The following is a 19,122-nucleotide window of genomic DNA, read 5'->3' on the forward strand; positions in this document are numbered from 1 at the left end:
CGGCATCCTACTGAAGTGCACTACTGTAATACTTACAGTTAGTTGGGCAAGCAGTTGTGCAGAGTCGGGTGTAGGAGCTCTTCTCGGGAAGGACTTACCGTGGGGAAACTGAGCAATAAGGTCGCCGTGGTCTCCGGAGCGGCCCGGGGGCAGGGGCGTTCACACGCCGTGCATTTGGCTGCGGAGGGCGCGAACGTCATCGCTCTGGATATCTGTGCCGACTTGGACGGCAACACCTATCCGCTGTCGCGGCCTGAAGATCTTGAGGAAACCGCCAGACTGGTCGAGAAGGAGGGCGTGCGCGTCCATACGGCGATCGTCGACGTGCGCGAGCGCGCCGCGGTCTGGACGGCGATCGGCGACGCCGTCAGTGAGATGGGCGGCTTGGACATTGTCGTGGCCAACGCCGGTATCTGCGCGATGGGCAAAGGCCAGACCATTCAATCCTGGTCGGACACTATTGATACCGACCTGGTCGGTGTGTTCAACGTGATCCAAGCGAGCCTTCCCCATATCAGCGATGGTGGTTCGATCATCGCGACGGGGTCATTGGCGGCCCAACTAGGCAGTTCCACCAAACAGGGGCCCGGCGGCTCGGCGTACAGTTTGGCAAAGCAAATCGTCGCACGATACGTCAACGACCTCGCCCTGCAGGTGGCGAAGCGCAAGATTCGTGTGAACGCGGTGCATCCGACGAACGTGAACACCGACATGCTGCACAACGAGGGCATGTACAAGGTGTTTCGGCCCGACCTCGAATCGCCGTCACGCGAGGACGCCGAACCCTCATTCCACTTGATGCAGGCCATGCCGATTCCGTACATCGAGCCCGCGGACGTCTCGGAGGCGGTGGTGTTCCTTGCCAGTGACGCATCGCGCTACATCACCGGCACTCAACTGCGCATCGATGCAGGTGGGTACGTCAACGCCATTCCGTACAAGGGCTGACCTGTCGGCTGGCGCGTTTGGCGGTGCCTGCCAGTTCGTCGGCTACCCGTCGGTGCTCTGGCCCGGCGAGTAGCCGGCGTACCACCTGCTGACATCTTCGCCGTCGGCGTAGCGGGCGAACCACACGGCGGCGAGGTCGGGCAACGGCTCGTGGGCGGGATTGTGAAAAGGCGTCTGGCTCATCAGTACTCGTGAGATCGTGACGATCTTGTTCTTCCACGAAATCTCATGGAACGCCGGATGCACCCCATCCTCGGCTGCCCGCCCATGCAGCTTGGTGCGTAGAGCTTCCGCAAGGCCATTGAGCGGCTTGATCGTGTTGGTGTCGATTGCTCGCTCTGCCAGCGGCACATGATCATTGATCCCGTTGGTGATCAGCGTCGTCACTTCGAGCAGATGTCGGACGATCCTCGGCAGAACGCGCATGCGGTAGGTCTTGCTGCCGACCACCGCGTCGTAGATGACCAATGCCGAACTACGATGCTCGACTTCTTCGACGAAGTGCCACACCAACAATGACGCCACGCGGTCATCACCTGGCTGAAAGAGAGTGTCGTCATGGTCGAGCAGCATCTTGAAGAACGGCGTGAACGTGGCTTCCAGGTCAGCGATATACGCCAGGCGATACTGCAGAGGAGTCGTGGCGGTGAGACGATCGTAGGCGGCAACCGAATCATCCAAGGTTTGCTGCAGACCCGGATGGCTGCGGATCAAGGCACGCACATGTTGGCGATGAGCGCTGGCATGCTGAGCTTCTTGTCGCAGGAATGCCTCCGCCTCCGCGGCGACATCGGAGTCGGCGATGTGCGGCATTGCCTCTCGCACCGCCGAGACGATCATCTTCTCGAAGCAGATGGCAATTATCGAGACCATGTTCATATAGGTGGAGAAAGCTGGATTGGTGGGGTTCCAGTTGAAGGGAACAGGCGCGTCGTCGAAGTCGAAGCGAATTCGTCGAATCTCTAAGTCTGTCATTGGTTTTCCTTCCTTCCAGGCGCTGCGGCCGGCACGCTTTCCGGTCTGTCGGGCTCGTCGGCGGCCGCTGGGCGGCCGGTGACCGAGACCGCAGCGACGGTGAGCGCCGCCAACACGAAGCACACGATGACGTAGGGCAAGCTGCCCAATGGCGTGGCCGCGGTCGAGGTATCGGTGTGGCTCGAGAAGTGGGCGGGTAGCGCCGATATCCATAGCCCCGCCATGACAATCAGGTAGGTCGATCCGAAGATCCGCACGAAGTTGTTGGGGCGGTCTGCCGGATACTCGCCGGATCGGCGTAACGACCCGAGCTGGCCGGCGATGGCCCAGAGGCTGATTCCTGCGAACAACGCGAGGAAGACCACGTACACCGCCCAGCGCCACGCCCCGTCCGGATCATCGCCTTTTGCGAGCGCGATCGGAACGTTCACCACCACCAGAGCCACCGGCATCAACACCGCTGCACCAAGTGTGCGCAGAGCGAGGCTTGCTACGCCTAGGGTGTTTTCGCCGCCGTGCGCACGACCGGCGAAAGTGACCACCAGGAAGGTGAGCACGGCCGGTCCGACCGTGGCGAACAACAACAGACTCGACATTGGCACCGAAGCAAGCATCGGTCGATTGACCGGAGTTTCGGTGTTCCAGGCCCACCACTGCAATTGGGGTCCGAGATGGTCGAATACTTCGTAGAAGAGGTTGTGGACAAATCCGACGCAGACGGATCCGATGATTGCGCCTCGGGCCCGAAAGATGCCGAGACTACGAACGATCTCGTAGGCGAGGGTCGCCATCGCGGGGTACAGCGCGACTATATAAAGCGGCAGCCGGTCGTAGAGAAACTGGACCGTGAAGATGTTGTGCGCGAAGACCGCACCGATCGACTGATCAACTCCGAACACGGTGGGGAAATACAGCGGTGGCTCGACAATCAACAAGTAGAGCACTGTGGCGGACCACAGCATCAGGTTGACAGGATCATTCTCGCGCCGATGACGCCGCACCGCCCACCACAGCGCGAATGCCGCGCCGGCCACAATGAGCAGTTCCAGGACTGGCAGGGTCCAGTTGCTCAGATGGGCGGGACTGCTCAAGCGCAGCAGAGCCGGTGAGTCTTGGCAGGTGAATCCGAGCTTGTGGGTGATGGCATCGATGGATGGCGAGCATTGACTGGTCATCGACAACTCATTTCACGGATCGAGCGGGTGCGGACACGGAACAGGGAGGGCACGAGGTCAGCGGTTCGGCGGACATGTCAGCGCACCATTCGGATCGGAACGGAAGTCGGCCCCGACAACGACGGGGTGGTGGTCCAGATGACGGGCCCGGCCAGGCTCAGTCCTCGGGACCGGTCGAATATCTTGTTCAGCGCCACCCGCACTTCCAACCTCGCCAGATGGGCCCCCATACAGAAATGCGCTCCGTGGCCGAAGGTGACATGTCCAGCGGCGCCGCGGTCGATGTCGAACTCGTCCGGCCGCTCAAACTGAGCTGGATCACGGTTGGCGCCGGCATAGAAAAGCACCACCCGGGACCGGGCTGGAATGGTGTGCTCACCGACCTGGTACGGGCGCAACGCAGTCCGGGCCACCCACTGCACCGGTGAGCCCCATCGCAGCGCTTCCTCGGTGGCCGCAGGGATCAGTTCGCGGTTTTCGCGCAGCCGGTCGAAGAGTTCAGGATTGGTTGCCAGCTGAATCAGCAATATCCCCAACAAATTGGTGGTCGTCTCACTGCCCGCCACCAGGAGGATGAGCGCAGCGGTGAGAGCTTCCAGCACGGACATGTCGCCTTCGTCGAGCGCTTGGCGAACCCGGCCGAAGACGTCGTCAGTGGAGGCGGCGGTCCGCCGATCCAGCTCGTCGACGATCAGTGCGCGCATCGCCAGCATGCCGGGCAACGCGCGGCCGGTGGATCTGGCCACCTCTGCCAGGGAACTGACCGCGAAGACTGAGCGGAAATCCTCGGAGTACTTGAGAAATTCGCCGCGACGCGAGGGTTCGACACCCAGAATCAACGCTATCGCCGAAACCGGCAGCGGCACCGTCAGGGTATCGACTGCGTCTATCGGCTCGCCCCTCATCAGTGCCGCCACACCGGGTTCGACCAAATCTCCGAGAGTGGCTTCGAGCCCACGTACCGCGCCAGGGGTGAACGACGGGGCGGTGATGCGTCGCAACCGGGTGTGGTCGGGTTCGTCAGTGCTGACCACACCCGGCAGCGGCATAGAGCGCAGCAAAATTCCGTCAGCGGAAGACAAGGTGTCGTGAGCGCGGGCGGCGGCGAGGACGTCGGCGTGGCGGGACAGCATCCATACGTTGAGCCGTTCGTTGACCGCCACCTGCTGCTCGCGCAACTGAGCCAGGTGCGGGTAAGGATTCGCGATGTTTTCCGGTGTGGTCGGATCGAAGACAGTGCGCGCGACGCCAGTGCCGGCGCGGCGAACGTGGGCGCGCCGCAGATCTGAGAAAAGGCCGCGGGCGATCATCGTGCCGGAGTCGCGCACCGTGGTGGCCAACGTCCCCATACTTGTCATGAGGGCTGTGCCTGCGCAGGCTGCGCGACGGGTGCCACAGCAGCTCTGCGCGTGTATCTGTAGGCGTGTGCCGGTGCCCATCGTGCCTCGCGGCGTGCACCGAAGATGGTTTGCGGTCGGTGATAGACGGTATCGCCCTGTGAGTTCACGAAGTAGGTATTGGTTCCTTCATTGCACTGTGTGAAGTACAGGTGAGCTGTCTTGCCCGCACGGCGCATCCGCGCGTCGTAAGCCTCGAAAGCGGTCTCGGTCACCGCGGCGACGGCGTCGCGGCCCGCGCTACGCGTCTGCTCGATCACGCTGACGGCGTGCCCGGCCATCATCTCGACGAAATCGGTCCAGCCGACCCCGACGAAGCCCAGCGGTCCGACGATCTCCCAGCGGTTGGGCAGCCGGGGGTGGGCGGTGCCGGCGAAACTGCGCAACCCGTGGGTTCGGTAGTCTTCGGCGAGATCGAACCCGTCGGTGCCGATGATCGTGCCCGGGAGATACGTTTCCGGGTCGGTCCACATCTCGTATCCCGTGGCTGTCACGATGAGGTCGACGTCGCGTTCGATGCCGTCGACGGTGCGGACCCCGGCAGGGGCGATCGCGTCGATTGGGGTGGTGATCAGGTGTGTGGTCGGCTCGTTGAACGCAGGTAGGTAGCTGCTGGAGATTATTGGTCGTTTGGCCAGAATGCCATGTGGGGGAAGCAGTTTGGCGCGGGTCTTTTTGTCGTGGACGACCGCGCGCAGCAGCATTCGGAATCCCCAGCGGGACATCACATCGTAGCCTCGTAACAGACGCTTCAGGGCAACGTCGGGCATAGCCGACATCAAATGCACAATCGGCACGAGAAGAAATACATCGAATGCCAGCCGACCGGCGTGGTGGATCGCCCCACGTACGACCGGCAGGCCCAGCAGCTTGCCCCGGAAGCCGGACATGGTGAAGTCGATCTTCGGCAGAATCCAGTTCGGCGTGCGCTGATAGACGTCCAGACGCGCCACCCGGCCCGACAGTGCTGAGATTATCTGTGCACCACTAGATCCCGTGCCGATCACCGCCACCCTCTTGCCGGCGGTGTCAAAGGTGTCGTCCCAGGCGTTGGGGCGCAGCACGGTTCCCTCGAACCGGTCGATCCCGGCGATGCCAGTGGTCGGTTTGGCGTTGATGTAGCCGCCGACCGAACTGATCACGAACCGTGCAGTGATCTCGCTGCCGTCGTGCAGCGTCAGCCGCCACGCACCGGCGACGCCGTCCCATACCTGACGGGTGACTTCGGCGTCAGTGCGCAGGTACGGGTAGAGGCCGCAGCGCCGAGCAGTGTCGGTGAGGTACCGCTGGATCTCGGGCCCCGGGGCGAAAAGGCGGCTCCAATGGCGATTACGCGCGAATGACAGCTCGTACCAGAAGATCGGGATGTCCACGGCCAGGCCGGGATAATGGTTGTCGCGCCAGGTGCCACCAAAGTCACTGCCACGTTCCAAGATCACGAAATCGGTGATCCCACGCGTCCGCAGCAGGTGACCTGCCGCGATCCCGCCCGGACCCGCTCCGATGATCGCAACCTCAACCTGGTCTGCGGTGTTCATCTGGGCGTCCTTCCGTGGTGGAGCCGACGAGGTTGTCGACGGTCTCGAGGTGGATGTCACGCTCAGCGATCAGCAACTGATGCAGGTGCGGAGGAGTCGTTCTACATGGGTTGGACCGGGCTGGCGACGGTGCCGCAGCGGTGGTTGCGGCGTGCGAGAGGGCTGTTCCCAGCCACCGCTTGAATTGCTCCACCCTGAGCAGCCTTTCGGAATGTTCCAGCGCCGAGACTAACGATCGGATGGACACAATGTCAATAGTGTCCAATAGCGTTGCTTCCGGTTGCGGCTGAGCGCATCCCGGCCATCGTGAAGAGAAGGTGGCAACAGTGCGAGGCGGCGGATTGACAGTTTCATAGTTGCGTCCATTCATGGATTAGCATCTGGGCGCGAGAGGTGTTCGGTGACGTTAGGAGACGCAATGCGTGCAGTGATCATGGATGCGAGAGGAAAAGTGACAGTTGCTGCACGGCCGGATCCCACATTGCCTGGAGCACAAGGAGCGGTTGTCGCTGTGGAGGCGACCGGCATCTGCGGGTCGGATCTGCATTTCTACGACGGTGATCTGCCGGCCGTAGATGGACTGGCCGTCGGGCATGAGGCGGTGGGGACTGTCATCGAGGTCGGCGACGCCGTGCGCACCGTCAAGCTGGGGGATCGGGTGGTGGTTTCGTGCATCACCGGATGCGGGCACTGCCACGGATGTGCCGGGGGCAACCCTGCGACCTGCGAGCACGGTTCGGCATTGTTCGGTTTCGGGGGGCCCCTCCCGGGCGCCCAGGCCGAGTTGCTCGCGGTGCCTGCCGCCGACGCCACCTTGCTGCCGATCCCGGAGGACATCACCGACGAGGAGGGCGTACTGCTGGCTGACAACCTGGCCACCGCGTGGACGGCCGCCCGTCGCGGAGAGGTTGGCGCCGGCAACAGTGTGCTGATATTGGGCTTGGGTGCGGTTGGGCAGTGCGCGGTGCGCTGCGCATGGCAGCAGGGTGCGGCCACAGTCTTTGCCTACGACCCGGTGACAGGGCGACGAGCGCTAGCCCAAACCTACGGCGCGACGACGATCGAGGGTCCTGACGTGATCGGGGCGATCTTGGCGGCGACCAACGGTCGAGGGGTCGATGTGGTGATCGATGCGGTGGCCACGGATGCCTCGCTCGATTCTGCGATTGGCGCCGTCCGTAACGGCGGCACGATCTCGGTGGTGGGAATCCACGATGTGGCGCCCTACCCATTTCCGATGCTGCAGGCGGTGTACAAGTCGATCACGCTGCGCGCCTCGATGGCCGCAGTGCAGAGCGCATGGCGTGAGCTACTGCCGCTGATATTGGCGGGACGTCTCGACACGTCGGGGATCATCACCCACCGCTACGGTTTGGAGCAGGCACCTCACGCGTACGAGATGGTGTCGCGGCGCAGTCCTGACTGCACCAAGGTCCTGCTGATTCCCTAGGCGTCGGTTCCACATCATGCCCGGCACCGAAAGACCAGCTCGTGGCTGCGCCGCGATGTCCGTCCCGCGTCGACGACGGTAAGGTCGGATCGTGCGGACCCGCGGATGGGGCGGATCGACCCCGGCTACTGATGAGGAAGCTGTCGACCGCATCCTGGATGCTGCCGATGACGCCATCGAGGAGCGCGGGGTCGACATGCGCATAGTCGATGTCGCTCGCTCACTAGGCGTATCACGCCAGACCGTATACAACCATTTCCCCGGGCCTGGCGCCCTGCTGGACGCTGCAGCGACCCGGTCAGGTCTGCGGTTTCTGGAGCCGCTGGCCGAACACCTGACCGGGATCACCGATCCAGTCGAGGCATTGGTGGAAAGCCTGGCCTATACCTTGGAGTGGCTGCCGAAGGCACGAGCCATCCAGGTGATGCTTGTGCACGATTTCACCAAGGCATCCACCCGCATCACCTCCGATACCTGTGTCCGGTTCGGCCACGCGCTGCTAGCCGGACTCGACGTCGACTGGGCGGGAATGGGGTTCGGCGACGATGATCTCGACGATCTGGTCGAATACATGCTGCGGATCCTGCAATCGTTCATGATCGACCCGGGCCGGCCGGCACGCAGCGGCCCGACGCTCCGCACATATTTGCGCCGCTGGGTGGCGCCGGTACTGCAATCCGAGATCGCCTCACACCGCTGAGACTGAGGCAATGCCCGACCAAGCCGACCACACCCATGCCCGCCCCGGCGTAGTCGTCCTCAGCCCCGCGACGCCGGCACTCCCGGGGGCTTACCCACAGCCGATGGGCCGGGTAAGTTCAAAGCGTGGCAACGGAAGTGGTGTTTAACCATGTCGGCCTGTGTGTCCGGAACCCCCAGGCGGCGCGTGATTTTTATGAGCATGTGCTCGGTTTCGAATTCTGGTGGGAACTCGAACCGCCCGATGCAGGTACAGATCGCCTGCTTCGACTGGAGCCGCCAATAGGTCTCCGTGCCACCTATCTGGTGCGCGACGGGTTGGTGCTCGAACTACTCAGCTACGCTCGGCGCCAGCCCACTGACGCACCTGATCGAGTCATGGATCAGATTGGCCTGACGCACATTTCATTGTCCGTGCCGGATCTGTCGGCTGCGTTGGAGCTGGTGCCGCAGTTCGGCGGCGCGGTTCTCGATGACACCGTCTCTGAGCGCTCGGCTATGGTCCACGACCCCGATGGTCAGCTATTGGAACTGCTGACCCTGGAGTGGTTGAAAGCGCTGCCGCCACGCCCATGACGGTTGTCAGCCGCCGCGAGCCCGCACCAGCGCGGCGCGGTTGACTTTGGTTGCCGCGGTGCGCGGGATCTCATCGACGAACTCCACCGTTTTGGGAACCTTGTAGGGCGCCAGTCGGGTTCGTGCGAAGTCGATGACTTCTTGCTCACTCGGCGAGTCCAGTTCGGTCGCAATCTGCACTACGGCGTGCACCCGGCGTCCCCAGCGTGGATCGGTGAGCCCGATCACCACGACGTCCGCGATATTGGGGTGCCCGATCAGAGCGGATTCGATCTCGGCGGGGTAGACGTTGGCTCCGCCGGTCACGATCATGTCCGTACGCCGGTCCGCGATGTAGAGATAGCCGTCGGCGTCGAGATGTCCGAGGTCGCCCGCGGAGGTGAAGCCGTCTGCTGTGGTGGGTAGCTGGGGCGCCCCACCCAGGTAGCGGTACCGCCCGGTGATCGGGGCGCGCAGATAGATGTCGCCGACAGAACCAGCGGGCAGTTCGGCACCGGCCTCGTCGAGAATCTTGATTTCGGTGCCCCGGAACCCCCGGCCCACGCTACCGGGGTGGTGCTGCCAGTCATCGCCGCGCAGTGCGGTCAGCCCCAGGTTCTCGGTCATCCCGTAGGACAGCACCACACGTTCGGGGCTGAGCAGATCGAACCAACGGCGCAGTACCGTCGGCGGCATCACTGCCGCTCCCTGCAGAATCCACTCGATGCTGGACAGATCCCGAGAGCCGATGTCGGGGCTGTCGGCCAGTCGAGACAGCATCGTCGGGGTGGCGGTGAAGGTGGTGACGCGGTGTTGTTCCACCGCCTCGAGAAAGGTGCCCGCGTCGAAACGTTCCAGCACCACCAGCAGATCTCCGCCCAGCAGGAACCGCAGCGGGATGAAGCCGTTGGTGTGGTACATCGGGGCGGGCACCAGAATCGTCTGTGGCCGTCTCACGGGGGCCCAGTGCGTCATGAACGGCTCGCTGGAAGCGGGCGTCCAGACAGCCGGCGCGGTGTTGAGGATGATCTTCGGCAGGCCGGTCGAGCCGGAACTGCAGATCCCGTTCTCCGCCGGCGAGATCAGGGTCGGGAGCGCCTCCTGTGATTGTTCGGCGGCAAGGGCTTCCAGATCGGGAGCGCTGGCACTGTCCAGGACAAACGCGGGTGTGATGACCTCCAGCAGCCGATCGCGCTCCCACTCCGGTAGGTCCCACCGCATGGGGATGGGGACTGCACCGATCTTCCATGCCGCCAGCGCGGTCGTGATCAGCTGCACCGAGTTCGGGATGGACAGTGCCACAAATGATCCGGCGGCGACGCCGCTGGCCTGTAAGGCCCTTCCCGTGGCGTTCGCATCGCCCTCGAGCTGCTGCCAGGACACCGGTGTCACGGTGCCGTCGCGGGCGATGAAGATCAGTGCGACCTCGGCGGAACGGTCGCGTGCCAACTCGGTGAGGCGGCGGCCGTATGGGATCCCGGTCATGACCGATCCCTGGGAACGGTGGGTGGGCGGGCGTGGGGGCCTCGGGTGATCGCGTTGAGGTGAATTTCCGGCAAATCCACCGACGCAGGCACCGTGTCGAGGAACACCACCGCCTGGGCCACGTCGTCGGCTGTTACTGCGTGCATCGCGAAGGGGACGTCGGTCAGCATGTCGGTCTCCACCGGGCCCGGGGTCACGATGTTGACGTTGATACCGTCGCGGTCGACCTCTAGAGCCAGCGCTCTGGCGAAGGCGTTCATACCGGCCTTGGAGGCCGAATAGGCCGTCCGGCCGGGCATGGGTTCGTGTGCGGCCGACGACGAGACGAAGACGAATCGTGAGCCCGCCTGCATCTTGGGCAGCGCGGCCTGTGTCACGACGAAGCATGAATCCAGATTGGCCGACAACGTCGTTCGCCACTGATCAAAGGACTGCTTGCGGGCATAGGTGCCGTCGAGAACGCCTGCGGCATGCACCAGCAGGTCGATGCGAGACAGGCCGGAGACAGCCTCGTCGAAAGATGACGGCGAGGCCGCATCGGCGACGATGTACCGCGCACCGATCTCGTCGGCCGCTTTGCGCAGCGGGGCGTCACGGCGCGCCATGAGTACGACGTCGTAACCCCGCGCGGCGAGCTGGCGGCCGCAGGCTTGGCCGATTCCTCCACTGCCACCGGTGATCACTGCGGTCCGCTTCAGCATCGGTAGATCCGTTCGGCGTTGGTGGCGAAGATCTTTTCCCTCGCTTCTGCGGACAGACCCTCGGTGGAAGCCGAGTAGACATCCCAGAGTTGTTGCAGTGTGCCGTGCAGGCCGTCGACCGGGAAGTTGCTGGCGAAGCAGCACCGATCCACGCCGAAGGTGTCGATGGCGTACTCCAACCATGGCATGAGGACGGCGACGTCCATCGACTTGAGGGGCATGGCGAGACCGGAGAGCTTGCACATGACGTTGGGGCCGACTTCGGCCAGTGCGCGCAGACCCCGGCGCCAGAGTCGGTGCTCTTCGTCGGAGTCATCGCGTGGCCATCCGGTGTGTTCCACCACCACCAGCAGGTCGGTGTGGTTGCCAAGGCCGCGCGCCGCGTCCGTGAGCTGATCGGGGTGGGTCATGAGTTCAAGCAGGAGGTCGCGTTCGGTGAGCGCCCCGAGCATCTCGTCGGCGGGCAACGCTCCTTGCTGGGTGCCCATCGGGCGGACGCCACGGAATCGCGACGCGGCCATCTGGGTGTCCAGAGCGGCCACGGCTTCCGACACGGATTCGAAGGAGGGCAGACCGCCGATTATCGCGTGCGGGCCACCCCGCTCGCCTGCACGACGGTCGAGTTCGAGTGTCTCGTCGATGGAGAACCGGTTGGTCGCGGCGGCGACGTTCACGAACTTCTCGACGGGCCAGTCGCCGACCTCGGCGAGGTAGTCGACGACGTCGAACCGGCGGACCATCGCACTCACATCGCCCATACCGAGCTGCGCCTGGTCGGTGTTGAGATAGGGATACCAGTCGGTCCGCGCCGGATCCCACAGATGCACATGGGCGTCGACGATGCGCTGGGGGCGGGTTGTCTCACTCATTGCGGCACCATTTCCCGCAGGACTGCGTCGAACCACGGAGGCAGATCCGGGCTGGCGATGCTCAGGCTTCCTATCGGACGCGGGTGGCCGCGTAACCCGAACCATCCTGCGCCGGCGACGAGTTCGGCCCCGGCCAAGTCGTCAGCCTGTGGACTGCATACCAGATGGGCGACGACTTCGGCGGGTACAGAACCGGATTCGTTGCTGACGGCGAAGTGCAGTACCCGGCCGTCGGTGGCGGTGCGACCGGCCCGAGCGAGTTGGCAGGCCGCCTGGGCTCGGGTGCGGCCGGCAGCAGTGGTCGCGTCGTGCACGGTGACCAGTCGGAGGGGGTTCCGGCGGTGGGCCGCCAGCTCGGCGACCGCTCTGCTCCATCCAGCGTCCGCCGCGATCTGAGTCGCGGTGTCGGCGTGCTCATGCAGTGTCCGGCGCCAGCCCGATGGTTCCATGACCGGCGAGGTTGACGATGTGACGACGACGGCATCGAGGTCCGCGACAGTCGTGAGCGATGCGGGATCGGTCATACTGATCGCGGTCACGGCCCGGTCCTGAAGTGCCCTGGTGATCGCCGAGGCCGCTGCAGGTGACTCGGTGATCACCGCGCACAACTGCGAGGCGACCGTGGGGGAGTCATCCCCCCGGACGCCTCCGAACCGGCGATTGCTGCCGCCGCCGGTGACCTGCCGTGTCTCCGCAGGCCCCAGCGCAATCTTGGCCGCGGCGTCGAGGGGTACGCCGGGGTGTCGGACGACTTCGATGAGTCGAGGTTCGTCGACCACGGCAACTTCCGAGCCCGCGGTGAAAAGTACCCGACCGCGGCAGGCGGTGAAATCGTCGGCGACCAGATGCGCGGCGAGCGCGCCGAGGTCATCGGGGTCCGGCATGGCGGCGAGGGACAACCCGCCGGTGGTCGACGTGCTGTTCGCGCTCCGCTGCGCGGAAGCGACCATCCGGGTCGCGGCGATGGGGGAGATGGCGTTGACGAAGACGCCATCCGGGGCCTGCCGGCCGATCTGCCACGTGAGCGCCGCCACGGCACGCTTGGCGCAACCGTAGGCGCCGGTATCGGCGGCGCGCCAACCTGACCCGGACGTGACGCCCAGGATGTGTCCCCGCCCGGCGGTCGCCATCAAGGGCATCGCGGCGCGCAGCACATTGAGGTAGCCGTCGAGGTGCACGTCGAGCACATCCTGCCAGTCGCGTGTGCTGCCGGTGGTGTAGCTGGTGGGACGGCTGATACCGGCGGAGTTGACCACCGCGTCGAGGCCGCCGAACTCGTCGGCCAGCTCGGCGAACAGTGCCCGCAGGGCGGCTGCATCGGTGACGGAAACATCCGAGGTGCGGGCGTCGCCGCCGTCGGCGATGATCTGGTCGGCGCTGGTGAATTCGGGGACTGGCAGGGTCTGTGCCCCGTCCAGCGAAACCAGCGGATCCAGTGTCACCACGAAGTCGCCGGCCCGCCCCAAAGCCCGGGCGACGGCCGCGCCGATCCCACCGCCGCCGCCGGTGACGACGACCACCCGCTTCCTGCCGGTCATGACAACTCCAGACCGGCCAGATCTTCTGCAGCGAGCCAACTCTCGAGCAGATCACGGTAGGCGAAGTAGTCGCCGAACCCCCGACCATAGTTGGTGTCCTGGGGCCTGATGGCGCCGGGATTTCCCTCGTTGTTGAGACGAGACGGCGTGCACGCCCCCATCACCGCGCTGGGGTCGACGAAGGTCTCGACGATTTGCCTCACCCAGTCGGACTCGGCGTCGGCGCTGACATCGAAAACGTCGATCTCCCGTTTGGCCAGCTGTGCCACGGTGCCGGCGATGAACTCGGCTCCGAGCACCGCGAGCTGGGTGTAGTTCACGGTGACGACGGACTGTTGGCCCGGCGCCGGCATGGCGAACAGATTGGGGAAACCGCGACTCATCATGCCGAACAGGCTGGTTGCGCCGTCTGCCCACTTGTCGGCCAGGGTGATACCGCCGCGGCCGATGATCTGGTGGCCGACGCGGCGCTGCAGCGGTGTCACCTCGGCCTCGAAACCCGTTGCGTAGATGATGCAGTCGACGTCGAACTCTCGACCGTCGACCACCGGACCACTTGCGGTGATCCGGTCGATTCCGGTGGGGCAACTGACGAGTGTGACATTCGATCGGTTGAACGCTTCGAAGTACTCGTCGTGGAAACACGGGCGCTTGCACAGGTACCGGTAATAGGGCTTGAGAGCCGCCGCCACGTCGGGATCGAAGACCAGTCGATCGATCCTGTTCCGGTGTTCTTCCATGATCTCGAAGTCGAGTCGTTCGGCGTTGCGTATGAATTCTGTGACTCCGGCACCGGCGAGCCGCGGCGGGTTCTGGACGGCAGCATAGTGTTTCGTCCATCCGTCGGCGGTCAGATCAACGTCGACCGGCCTCCCCAACATGATGGATTGAAAGTTGTCCATCCGTCGCTTCTGCCACCCCGGCGTCAACCCCTCGGCGAGCTCGGGATCGGTTGGTCGATTGTCGCGGACCCCGACCGCCGACGGGGTGCGTTGGAACACGTACACATGACGAGCGGCCCCGGCCAATGGCGGTAGCGCCTGCAGTCCACTGGCTCCGTTGCCGACCAGAGCGACGGCTCTGTCGGCCAATGACGTCAACGGGGCGCCGGGGGAACCGCCGGTGTAGCTATAGTCCCAGCGTGCCGAATGAAAAGCCTTGCCGGCGAAGTCGTCCATTCCCGAAATCGCAGGCAGCTTGAGCAGGTTCAGGATTCCGGGCGCCAGCACGTAATACCGTGCGGTGAGCAGGTCTCCGCGGTCGGTATGTATCGCCCACCTGCCGAAGTCCTCATTCCATATCGCCCGTTCGATCCCGGTGTGGAACAGCGCTTCCCGCGCTAGATCGAAGCGGTCGGCGATCGCTTGCAGGTGCCCGAGAATTTCCTCGCCGTAGGCGTAGCGCCGGGACGGGATGTAGTCGAGTTCCTCCAGCAGCGGCATGTACTGGTAGGACTCCACATCGCACATCACCCCCGGATAGCGGTTCCAGTACCACGTGCCGCCGACGCCGCCGGCGCGGTCGACGATCCGAATACGCTCAACACCGGCCTTGCGCAGCTCGACCCCGGCGAGCAAACCGGCGATTCCGCCACCCAGGATCACGACATCAGGATCGTCGTCGATGGGTTCGCGGTCGCGCCACGGGGTGAAGGGGTCGGTCAGGAACCCCGCGATCTGTTCATCGTGGGCCATGTCGCGGAGGGCCGCCCGTCCGGGAACCAGTCGCTTGTCACGTTCGGCCAGGTACTTGGCGCGGACGGCATTGGGGTCGAAGGACACATTTCTCCTTCCCAACGACCGAAGCTGTTACGAATGACCCTATCTATGTAAAGCCTAGCGTAGGGTTACATACCGGCATCGCTATGTAAATAGGAATGGGGTCTCAATGCCGCGGGTGACCTACGGTGACATATCGGATCTGACCAAGCCTCTGGCCATCCTGGTTCATGGCTTCCCGGACACTCCGCATACCTGGCGGCATCTGGGTCCGGTGCTTGCCGACGCGGGTTACCGTGTGTCAGCGCCGTGGCTGCCTGGCTATCAACACCCGGCCGACGGGCCGGTGAGCGTAGGAACCTACGTTCGGCGCATCGTCGCCGAACGGTCGGCCTGCAGTGGGGACGAGCGCACGGTGCTCATCGGACATGACTGGGGCGCCAACGCCGGATACGGAGCGGTGGCCACCGAACCGAGTGCCTTTCACCGCTTTGTGGCGCTGGCGGTTCCGCCGACAGCTGCGATCGGCGCCGGTATCTTCTCCTACCCCCAGCTGAAGAGGTCCTTCTACATCTGGTTCATCCAGCAGGTCGGCCTCGCGGAATCGGCGCTGCTGGAACCAGGGTTCTGGGAGTCGTTGTGGTCGGATTGGTCACCGGGATACGACGCCGCGGAGGACATCGACATGCTGCGCAGGCATATCGGCGCAGCGAATATCGCCGACGTGCTCAGTCCCTACCGGGCGTCCTTCAACGCGGCGTTCCAGGATGCCGACGTCGCCGGCGAAGCCGCCGCCTCGCTGGCGGATCCTGCGGTGCCGACGCTGTACCTGCACGGTTCGCGCGACGGGGCGATCGGTGCCGAGTTGCTGGGGGCAGTATCCGCGCATCTACCCGCACCCGGATCGCGGTATCGACTGATTGACGGGGCGGGGCACTTTCTGCATCTGGAACGCCCTGCCGAGATCGCCGCCGAGATCGCCGGCTGGTTATCCTGCGACTGACCTGCGTCGTCGATGCGGCTGCAGACCTGCCGCGTGGCGTAACTCCCCAAGGAAACTTGCCCTGTCTCCGCCGCCAACCAGGTAATGGCACACCGCGATTCGAACAACCGCGGAGGCGGCGATCTCAGCGTTGTCGCCGGACAGGACCCTGCGCATGCCGTCCTCCATCATCGGCAGCACTCGCTTCATCTGGGTGATCGAATACTCCGGTTCCAGTTCGACGAGCGTGGCAAGTGAGTGCGAGAACTGGTAGTCGACGATGAACTGCAGCGTGGCATCGACCCGATCATCGCCACGCAACCCTGCCGTCGCCATAGCCATCCCGGCGGCAAAGTTGTCCTGTTCGTAGAGTGCGAAGGCCTCCAGCAGACCGTCCTTGGACCCGAAATACCGATACACCGTCGGCCGTGACACACCGGCGGTCGCGGCCACATCCTGGAGTTGTAGTGCGTTGCGTCCGCACCGCGCAATCACCTCGAAGGTGGCGTCCAGAATCCGGGCGCGGATGGACTGCTCACCGCCAGCGGGCACGCTGCCACCTCCTCGGGTTGTTTACACAGAAGCCGTCTCATGTAACACTGATCTAGCCCGCACTGCTGCTGCAGTGCGTCCATGTTAAGACGTGAGCGCGTAACGGGGTGACATTCGGTGACCGATCTGGTGGTCCGCAAGATCCGGTGGGACTTCGATCCCACGGTGCCGTTCCTCTGGCAGCCGGCCAACCCGAACTTCGCCATGTTCTGCAACGCCTTCACCTTCATCGCGGTGCCGTTCGAGCGATACCTCATCAAGGCGCTTCGGCAAGCGCAGGATGTGTTCGACCGGGCTCCGACGGTTGCGGCGGAGGCAGATGCTTTTCTGCGGCAGGAAGGTCAGCATGCCGCAGCGCACCGCAAGCACATGGCGGCGTTGATCGCCCGGTATCCGGGGCTGGAACGCGCTTACGGCAGCGCCACCGAGGCATTCGACGAGCTGATCGACGATCACCCTGTCGAGTTCCACGCCGCCTATGTCGCCAATCTCGAAGCCACCTTCACGCCGCTGTTCAAAGTGATTCTGGACAACAGGAATTCGCTCTTTGCGGGCGCAGACAAGCGAGTGGCCGCCCTGATGATGTGGCACTTCGTCGAAGAGATCGAACACCGAAGTTCTGGGCTCATTCTCTGTAACCACCTGGCGCCCAGCAGGTGGTACCGCGTCCGCCACATCCGGCGCACGTTCCAGCACATCGGCGAAGTGGCCGCCTCGATCGCTCGCGTTATCGATGCAGAGGTGCCGCTCGAAGATCGAATCGTCTCGGCCGAGGAGCTGATGTCTCCGGCGATGTTCGTCGACGAGTTCAAGTTCCGGGGCACGGCCGGCCGTCGCAGGAAACGCCTCGGTCTCTCGCCAACGCTTTTCGGTTCCGTACCGACGGGTGACCTGGCGCGGATGGGCTGGCGTTTGGTCCTGTCACAAACCCCATACCACGATCCCGCCGACCAACCGTTGCCGACCTGGGCTGCGACTTGGATGGCCGAGTACGCGCGAGGTGCGGACATGACCACGTTCGTCCCGAGTGATCGTCAAGGAAAGGACTAGAGGTTGACACCACGATCGGAAAAGCCTTCTGTCGCGGTCATCGGCGCGGGTCCCGGCGGCATCGCCATGGGGGTGTCGCTCGCTGCCGGCGATTACGACTTTGTCATCTTCGACCGCAATGACGGGTTCGGTGGCACCTGGCGCAACAACACCTACCCGGGGGCGTCCTGCGACGTGCCGTCACACTTCTACTCTTTCTCGTTTGCGCTCAACCCGTTCTGGAGTAAGACCTTCGCCGACCAGCCGGAGATCCTCGCCTACCTGGAGCGTGTCGCCGACGACCACGGTCTCGGCAGCCGGCTGATAGCCAACACCGCCGTACAAGCGTTGCGCTGGTCCGACACCGAGCAACAATGGTCGGTAGAGACGGAGGACGGCCGTCAGTACCGGTTCGATGTGGTGGTGAGCGCCGTCGGAATGCTCGACGTGCCCAACGTTCCGGATATCCCCGGTGCCGAGCGTTTCGGTGGTCGCATCTTCCACTCATCTCGTTGGGACCAATCACGCTCGACCGCAGGGGAGCGGGTGGCCTCGATCGGCACCGGGGCCAGCGCTGTGCAGTACGTCCCGGCGATCGCCCGAGAAACCCGGCATCTCACGGTCTTCCAGCGCAGTCCGATCTGGGTGATGCCGCGCCCAGACGAACCGTTCAGCTCCGAGCAACAGCAACTGTTCGCCCAACATCCCGAAGCCGCGTGGAAACTGCGAACTGCGGCGCAACAGCAGTACGAGATGGCTGATTTCACCGAAAGTGGTCGTCAGACCAGAGATTCGACCGAAATGTCCCGCAAGTACCTGCATCGCACGATCACCGATCCGGTGCTGCGGGCGAAGCTGACGCCGGATTACCCGTTGGGCTGCAAACGTCCGCTGCTGTCCGGGAACTGGTGGCCGACCTTCAACCTGCCGAACGTCTCGCTGGTGACCTCGCCGATTGTGGAGTTCACCGCCGGCGGACTACGTACCGCCGATGGCGGCGAACACCGCGTCGATACGGTGATCTACGGAACAGGGTTCCGGGCGGCCGACTACCTGAGGACCCTGGAGGTCATCGGCCGAGGGGGGATACGGCTGGGGGAGGCGTGGCGGGACGGTGCGGAGGCCTACCTCGGCACCGCGATTCCCGGTTACCCGAATCTGTTCACCCTCTATGGTCCCAACACCAACGGTGTCACCTCCATCATTCACATCCTCGAGGTCCAATCGGCATACATCCGCCAACTGCTGGATGCCATGGCCGAGCGCCGCGAGTGCAGTGTGGAGGTCCGGCAGGAAATCCACGCCCGCTACAACTCCGATATCCAGGCGGCGATGCGGGGCACGGTGTGGCTTTCGAACTGCAACAATTACTACAGACACTCGAGCGGCAAGATCGTTACCCAGTTTCCATACAGCGGAAAGGTTTTCGGTGAAATGCTGCGAACTCCCCGTCTGGCGGACTACCACCTGTCGGTGGCCGGCACGACTCTGACTGCGATTTGACGAGAGGG

At 64.1% G+C, this 19,122-nt stretch carries 17 protein-coding genes; 7 read left to right on the top strand and 10 right to left on the bottom strand.

Annotated elements, in window-relative coordinates; genetic code table 11:
- Nucleotides 1–99 precede the first annotated feature (99 nt).
- Nucleotides 100–948 carry a mycofactocin-coupled SDR family oxidoreductase gene (locus A5740_RS02220; RefSeq protein ID WP_076191099.1) on the top strand — a complete coding sequence of 283 codons (849 nt, stop codon included), beginning with the start codon at nucleotides 100–102 and terminating at the stop codon, nucleotides 946–948.
- Nucleotides 949–990: 42 nt separating this feature from the next.
- Here A5740_RS02220 and A5740_RS02225 read toward each other — a convergent pair whose 3' ends face one another.
- The 4 genes from A5740_RS02225 to A5740_RS02240 form a co-directional block, all read right to left on the bottom strand.
- Nucleotides 991–1,923 (bottom strand): metal-dependent hydrolase, encoded by a 933-nt coding sequence (locus tag A5740_RS02225; protein WP_076191101.1) that lies wholly within the window; start codon nucleotides 1,921–1,923, stop codon nucleotides 991–993.
- Nucleotides 1,920–3,098 (bottom strand): hypothetical protein, encoded by a 1,179-nt coding sequence (locus tag A5740_RS02230; protein WP_076191103.1) that lies wholly within the window; start codon nucleotides 3,096–3,098, stop codon nucleotides 1,920–1,922. The genes A5740_RS02225 and A5740_RS02230 overlap by 4 nt, the downstream gene beginning before the upstream one ends.
- Before the next feature lie 77 nt (nucleotides 3,099–3,175).
- Nucleotides 3,176–4,456, bottom strand: coding sequence for a cytochrome P450 (locus A5740_RS02235; protein ID WP_076191105.1), 1,281 nt, complete (start codon nucleotides 4,454–4,456; stop codon nucleotides 3,176–3,178).
- Complete coding sequence (locus A5740_RS02240; RefSeq protein ID WP_076191107.1) at nucleotides 4,453–6,033, bottom strand: NAD(P)/FAD-dependent oxidoreductase; 1,581 nt, start codon at nucleotides 6,031–6,033, stop codon at nucleotides 4,453–4,455. Before A5740_RS02240 ends, A5740_RS02235 begins: the two co-directional genes overlap by 4 nt.
- A 418-nt stretch (nucleotides 6,034–6,451) precedes the next feature.
- On the opposite strand from A5740_RS02240, the gene A5740_RS02245 reads away from it, so the two are divergent.
- The 3 genes from A5740_RS02245 to A5740_RS02255 all read left to right on the top strand — a co-directional run bounded on the left by A5740_RS02245 (nucleotide 6,452) and on the right by A5740_RS02255 (nucleotide 8,758).
- A complete protein-coding gene (locus A5740_RS02245) occupies nucleotides 6,452–7,483 on the top strand; it encodes an alcohol dehydrogenase catalytic domain-containing protein (RefSeq protein WP_076191109.1) in 1,032 nt (343 codons plus the stop codon).
- Nucleotides 7,484–7,574: 91 nt separating this feature from the next.
- On the top strand, nucleotides 7,575–8,183 hold the full coding sequence (locus A5740_RS02250) for a TetR/AcrR family transcriptional regulator (protein ID WP_076191111.1): 609 nt from the start codon (nucleotides 7,575–7,577) through the stop codon (nucleotides 8,181–8,183).
- A 125-nt stretch (nucleotides 8,184–8,308) separates the two neighbouring features.
- A complete protein-coding gene (locus tag A5740_RS02255) occupies nucleotides 8,309–8,758 on the top strand; it encodes a VOC family protein (RefSeq protein WP_076191113.1) in 450 nt (149 codons plus the stop codon).
- Nucleotides 8,759–8,764: 6 nt separating this feature from the next.
- On the opposite strand, the gene A5740_RS02260 is transcribed toward A5740_RS02255, so the two are convergent.
- Genes A5740_RS02260 through A5740_RS02280 form a run of 5 tightly spaced genes read right to left on the bottom strand, consistent with a single transcriptional unit; the run spans nucleotide 8,765 to nucleotide 15,111 of the window.
- Complete coding sequence (locus A5740_RS02260) at nucleotides 8,765–10,222, bottom strand: class I adenylate-forming enzyme family protein (protein ID WP_076191115.1); 1,458 nt, start codon at nucleotides 10,220–10,222, stop codon at nucleotides 8,765–8,767.
- Nucleotides 10,219–10,923, bottom strand: coding sequence for an SDR family NAD(P)-dependent oxidoreductase (locus tag A5740_RS02265; RefSeq protein WP_076191117.1), 705 nt, complete (start codon nucleotides 10,921–10,923; stop codon nucleotides 10,219–10,221). Before A5740_RS02265 ends, A5740_RS02260 begins: the two co-directional genes overlap by 4 nt.
- Nucleotides 10,917–11,792, bottom strand: coding sequence for an amidohydrolase (locus tag A5740_RS02270; protein WP_076191119.1), 876 nt, complete (start codon nucleotides 11,790–11,792; stop codon nucleotides 10,917–10,919). The genes A5740_RS02265 and A5740_RS02270 overlap by 7 nt, the downstream gene beginning before the upstream one ends.
- Nucleotides 11,789–13,330 carry an SDR family NAD(P)-dependent oxidoreductase gene (locus A5740_RS02275; RefSeq protein ID WP_076191121.1) on the bottom strand — a complete coding sequence of 514 codons (1,542 nt, stop codon included), beginning with the start codon at nucleotides 13,328–13,330 and terminating at the stop codon, nucleotides 11,789–11,791. The genes A5740_RS02270 and A5740_RS02275 overlap by 4 nt, the downstream gene beginning before the upstream one ends.
- Entirely contained in the window at nucleotides 13,327–15,111 is a 1,785-nt protein-coding gene (locus tag A5740_RS02280) for an NAD(P)/FAD-dependent oxidoreductase (protein ID WP_083653903.1), read from the bottom strand. Before A5740_RS02280 ends, A5740_RS02275 begins: the two co-directional genes overlap by 4 nt.
- 115 nt (nucleotides 15,112–15,226) lie before the next feature.
- On the opposite strand from A5740_RS02280, the gene A5740_RS02285 reads away from it, so the two are divergent.
- Complete coding sequence (locus A5740_RS02285) at nucleotides 15,227–16,051, top strand: alpha/beta fold hydrolase (protein WP_371454703.1); 825 nt, start codon at nucleotides 15,227–15,229, stop codon at nucleotides 16,049–16,051.
- Here A5740_RS02285 and A5740_RS02290 read toward each other — a convergent pair.
- On the bottom strand, nucleotides 16,037–16,582 hold the full coding sequence (locus A5740_RS02290) for a TetR/AcrR family transcriptional regulator (RefSeq protein WP_076191127.1): 546 nt from the start codon (nucleotides 16,580–16,582) through the stop codon (nucleotides 16,037–16,039). The two genes, A5740_RS02285 and A5740_RS02290, sit on opposite strands and share 15 nt — an antisense overlap.
- Before the next feature lie 117 nt (nucleotides 16,583–16,699).
- Between A5740_RS02290 and A5740_RS02295 the strand changes: the two genes are divergently transcribed.
- Together A5740_RS02295 and A5740_RS02300 are read left to right on the top strand one after the other, a co-directional pair.
- A complete protein-coding gene (locus A5740_RS02295) occupies nucleotides 16,700–17,632 on the top strand; it encodes a metal-dependent hydrolase (RefSeq protein WP_076191129.1) in 933 nt (310 codons plus the stop codon).
- 3 nt (nucleotides 17,633–17,635) lie between these two features.
- On the top strand, nucleotides 17,636–19,114 hold the full coding sequence (locus A5740_RS02300) for an NAD(P)/FAD-dependent oxidoreductase (RefSeq protein ID WP_254849050.1): 1,479 nt from the start codon (nucleotides 17,636–17,638) through the stop codon (nucleotides 19,112–19,114).
- Nucleotides 19,115–19,122: the final 8 nt, after the last annotated feature.

It is taken from the genome of Mycobacterium sp. GA-1841 (assembly GCF_001954135.1).
In the GTDB taxonomy this organism is placed as follows: domain Bacteria; phylum Actinomycetota; class Actinomycetes; order Mycobacteriales; family Mycobacteriaceae; genus Mycobacterium.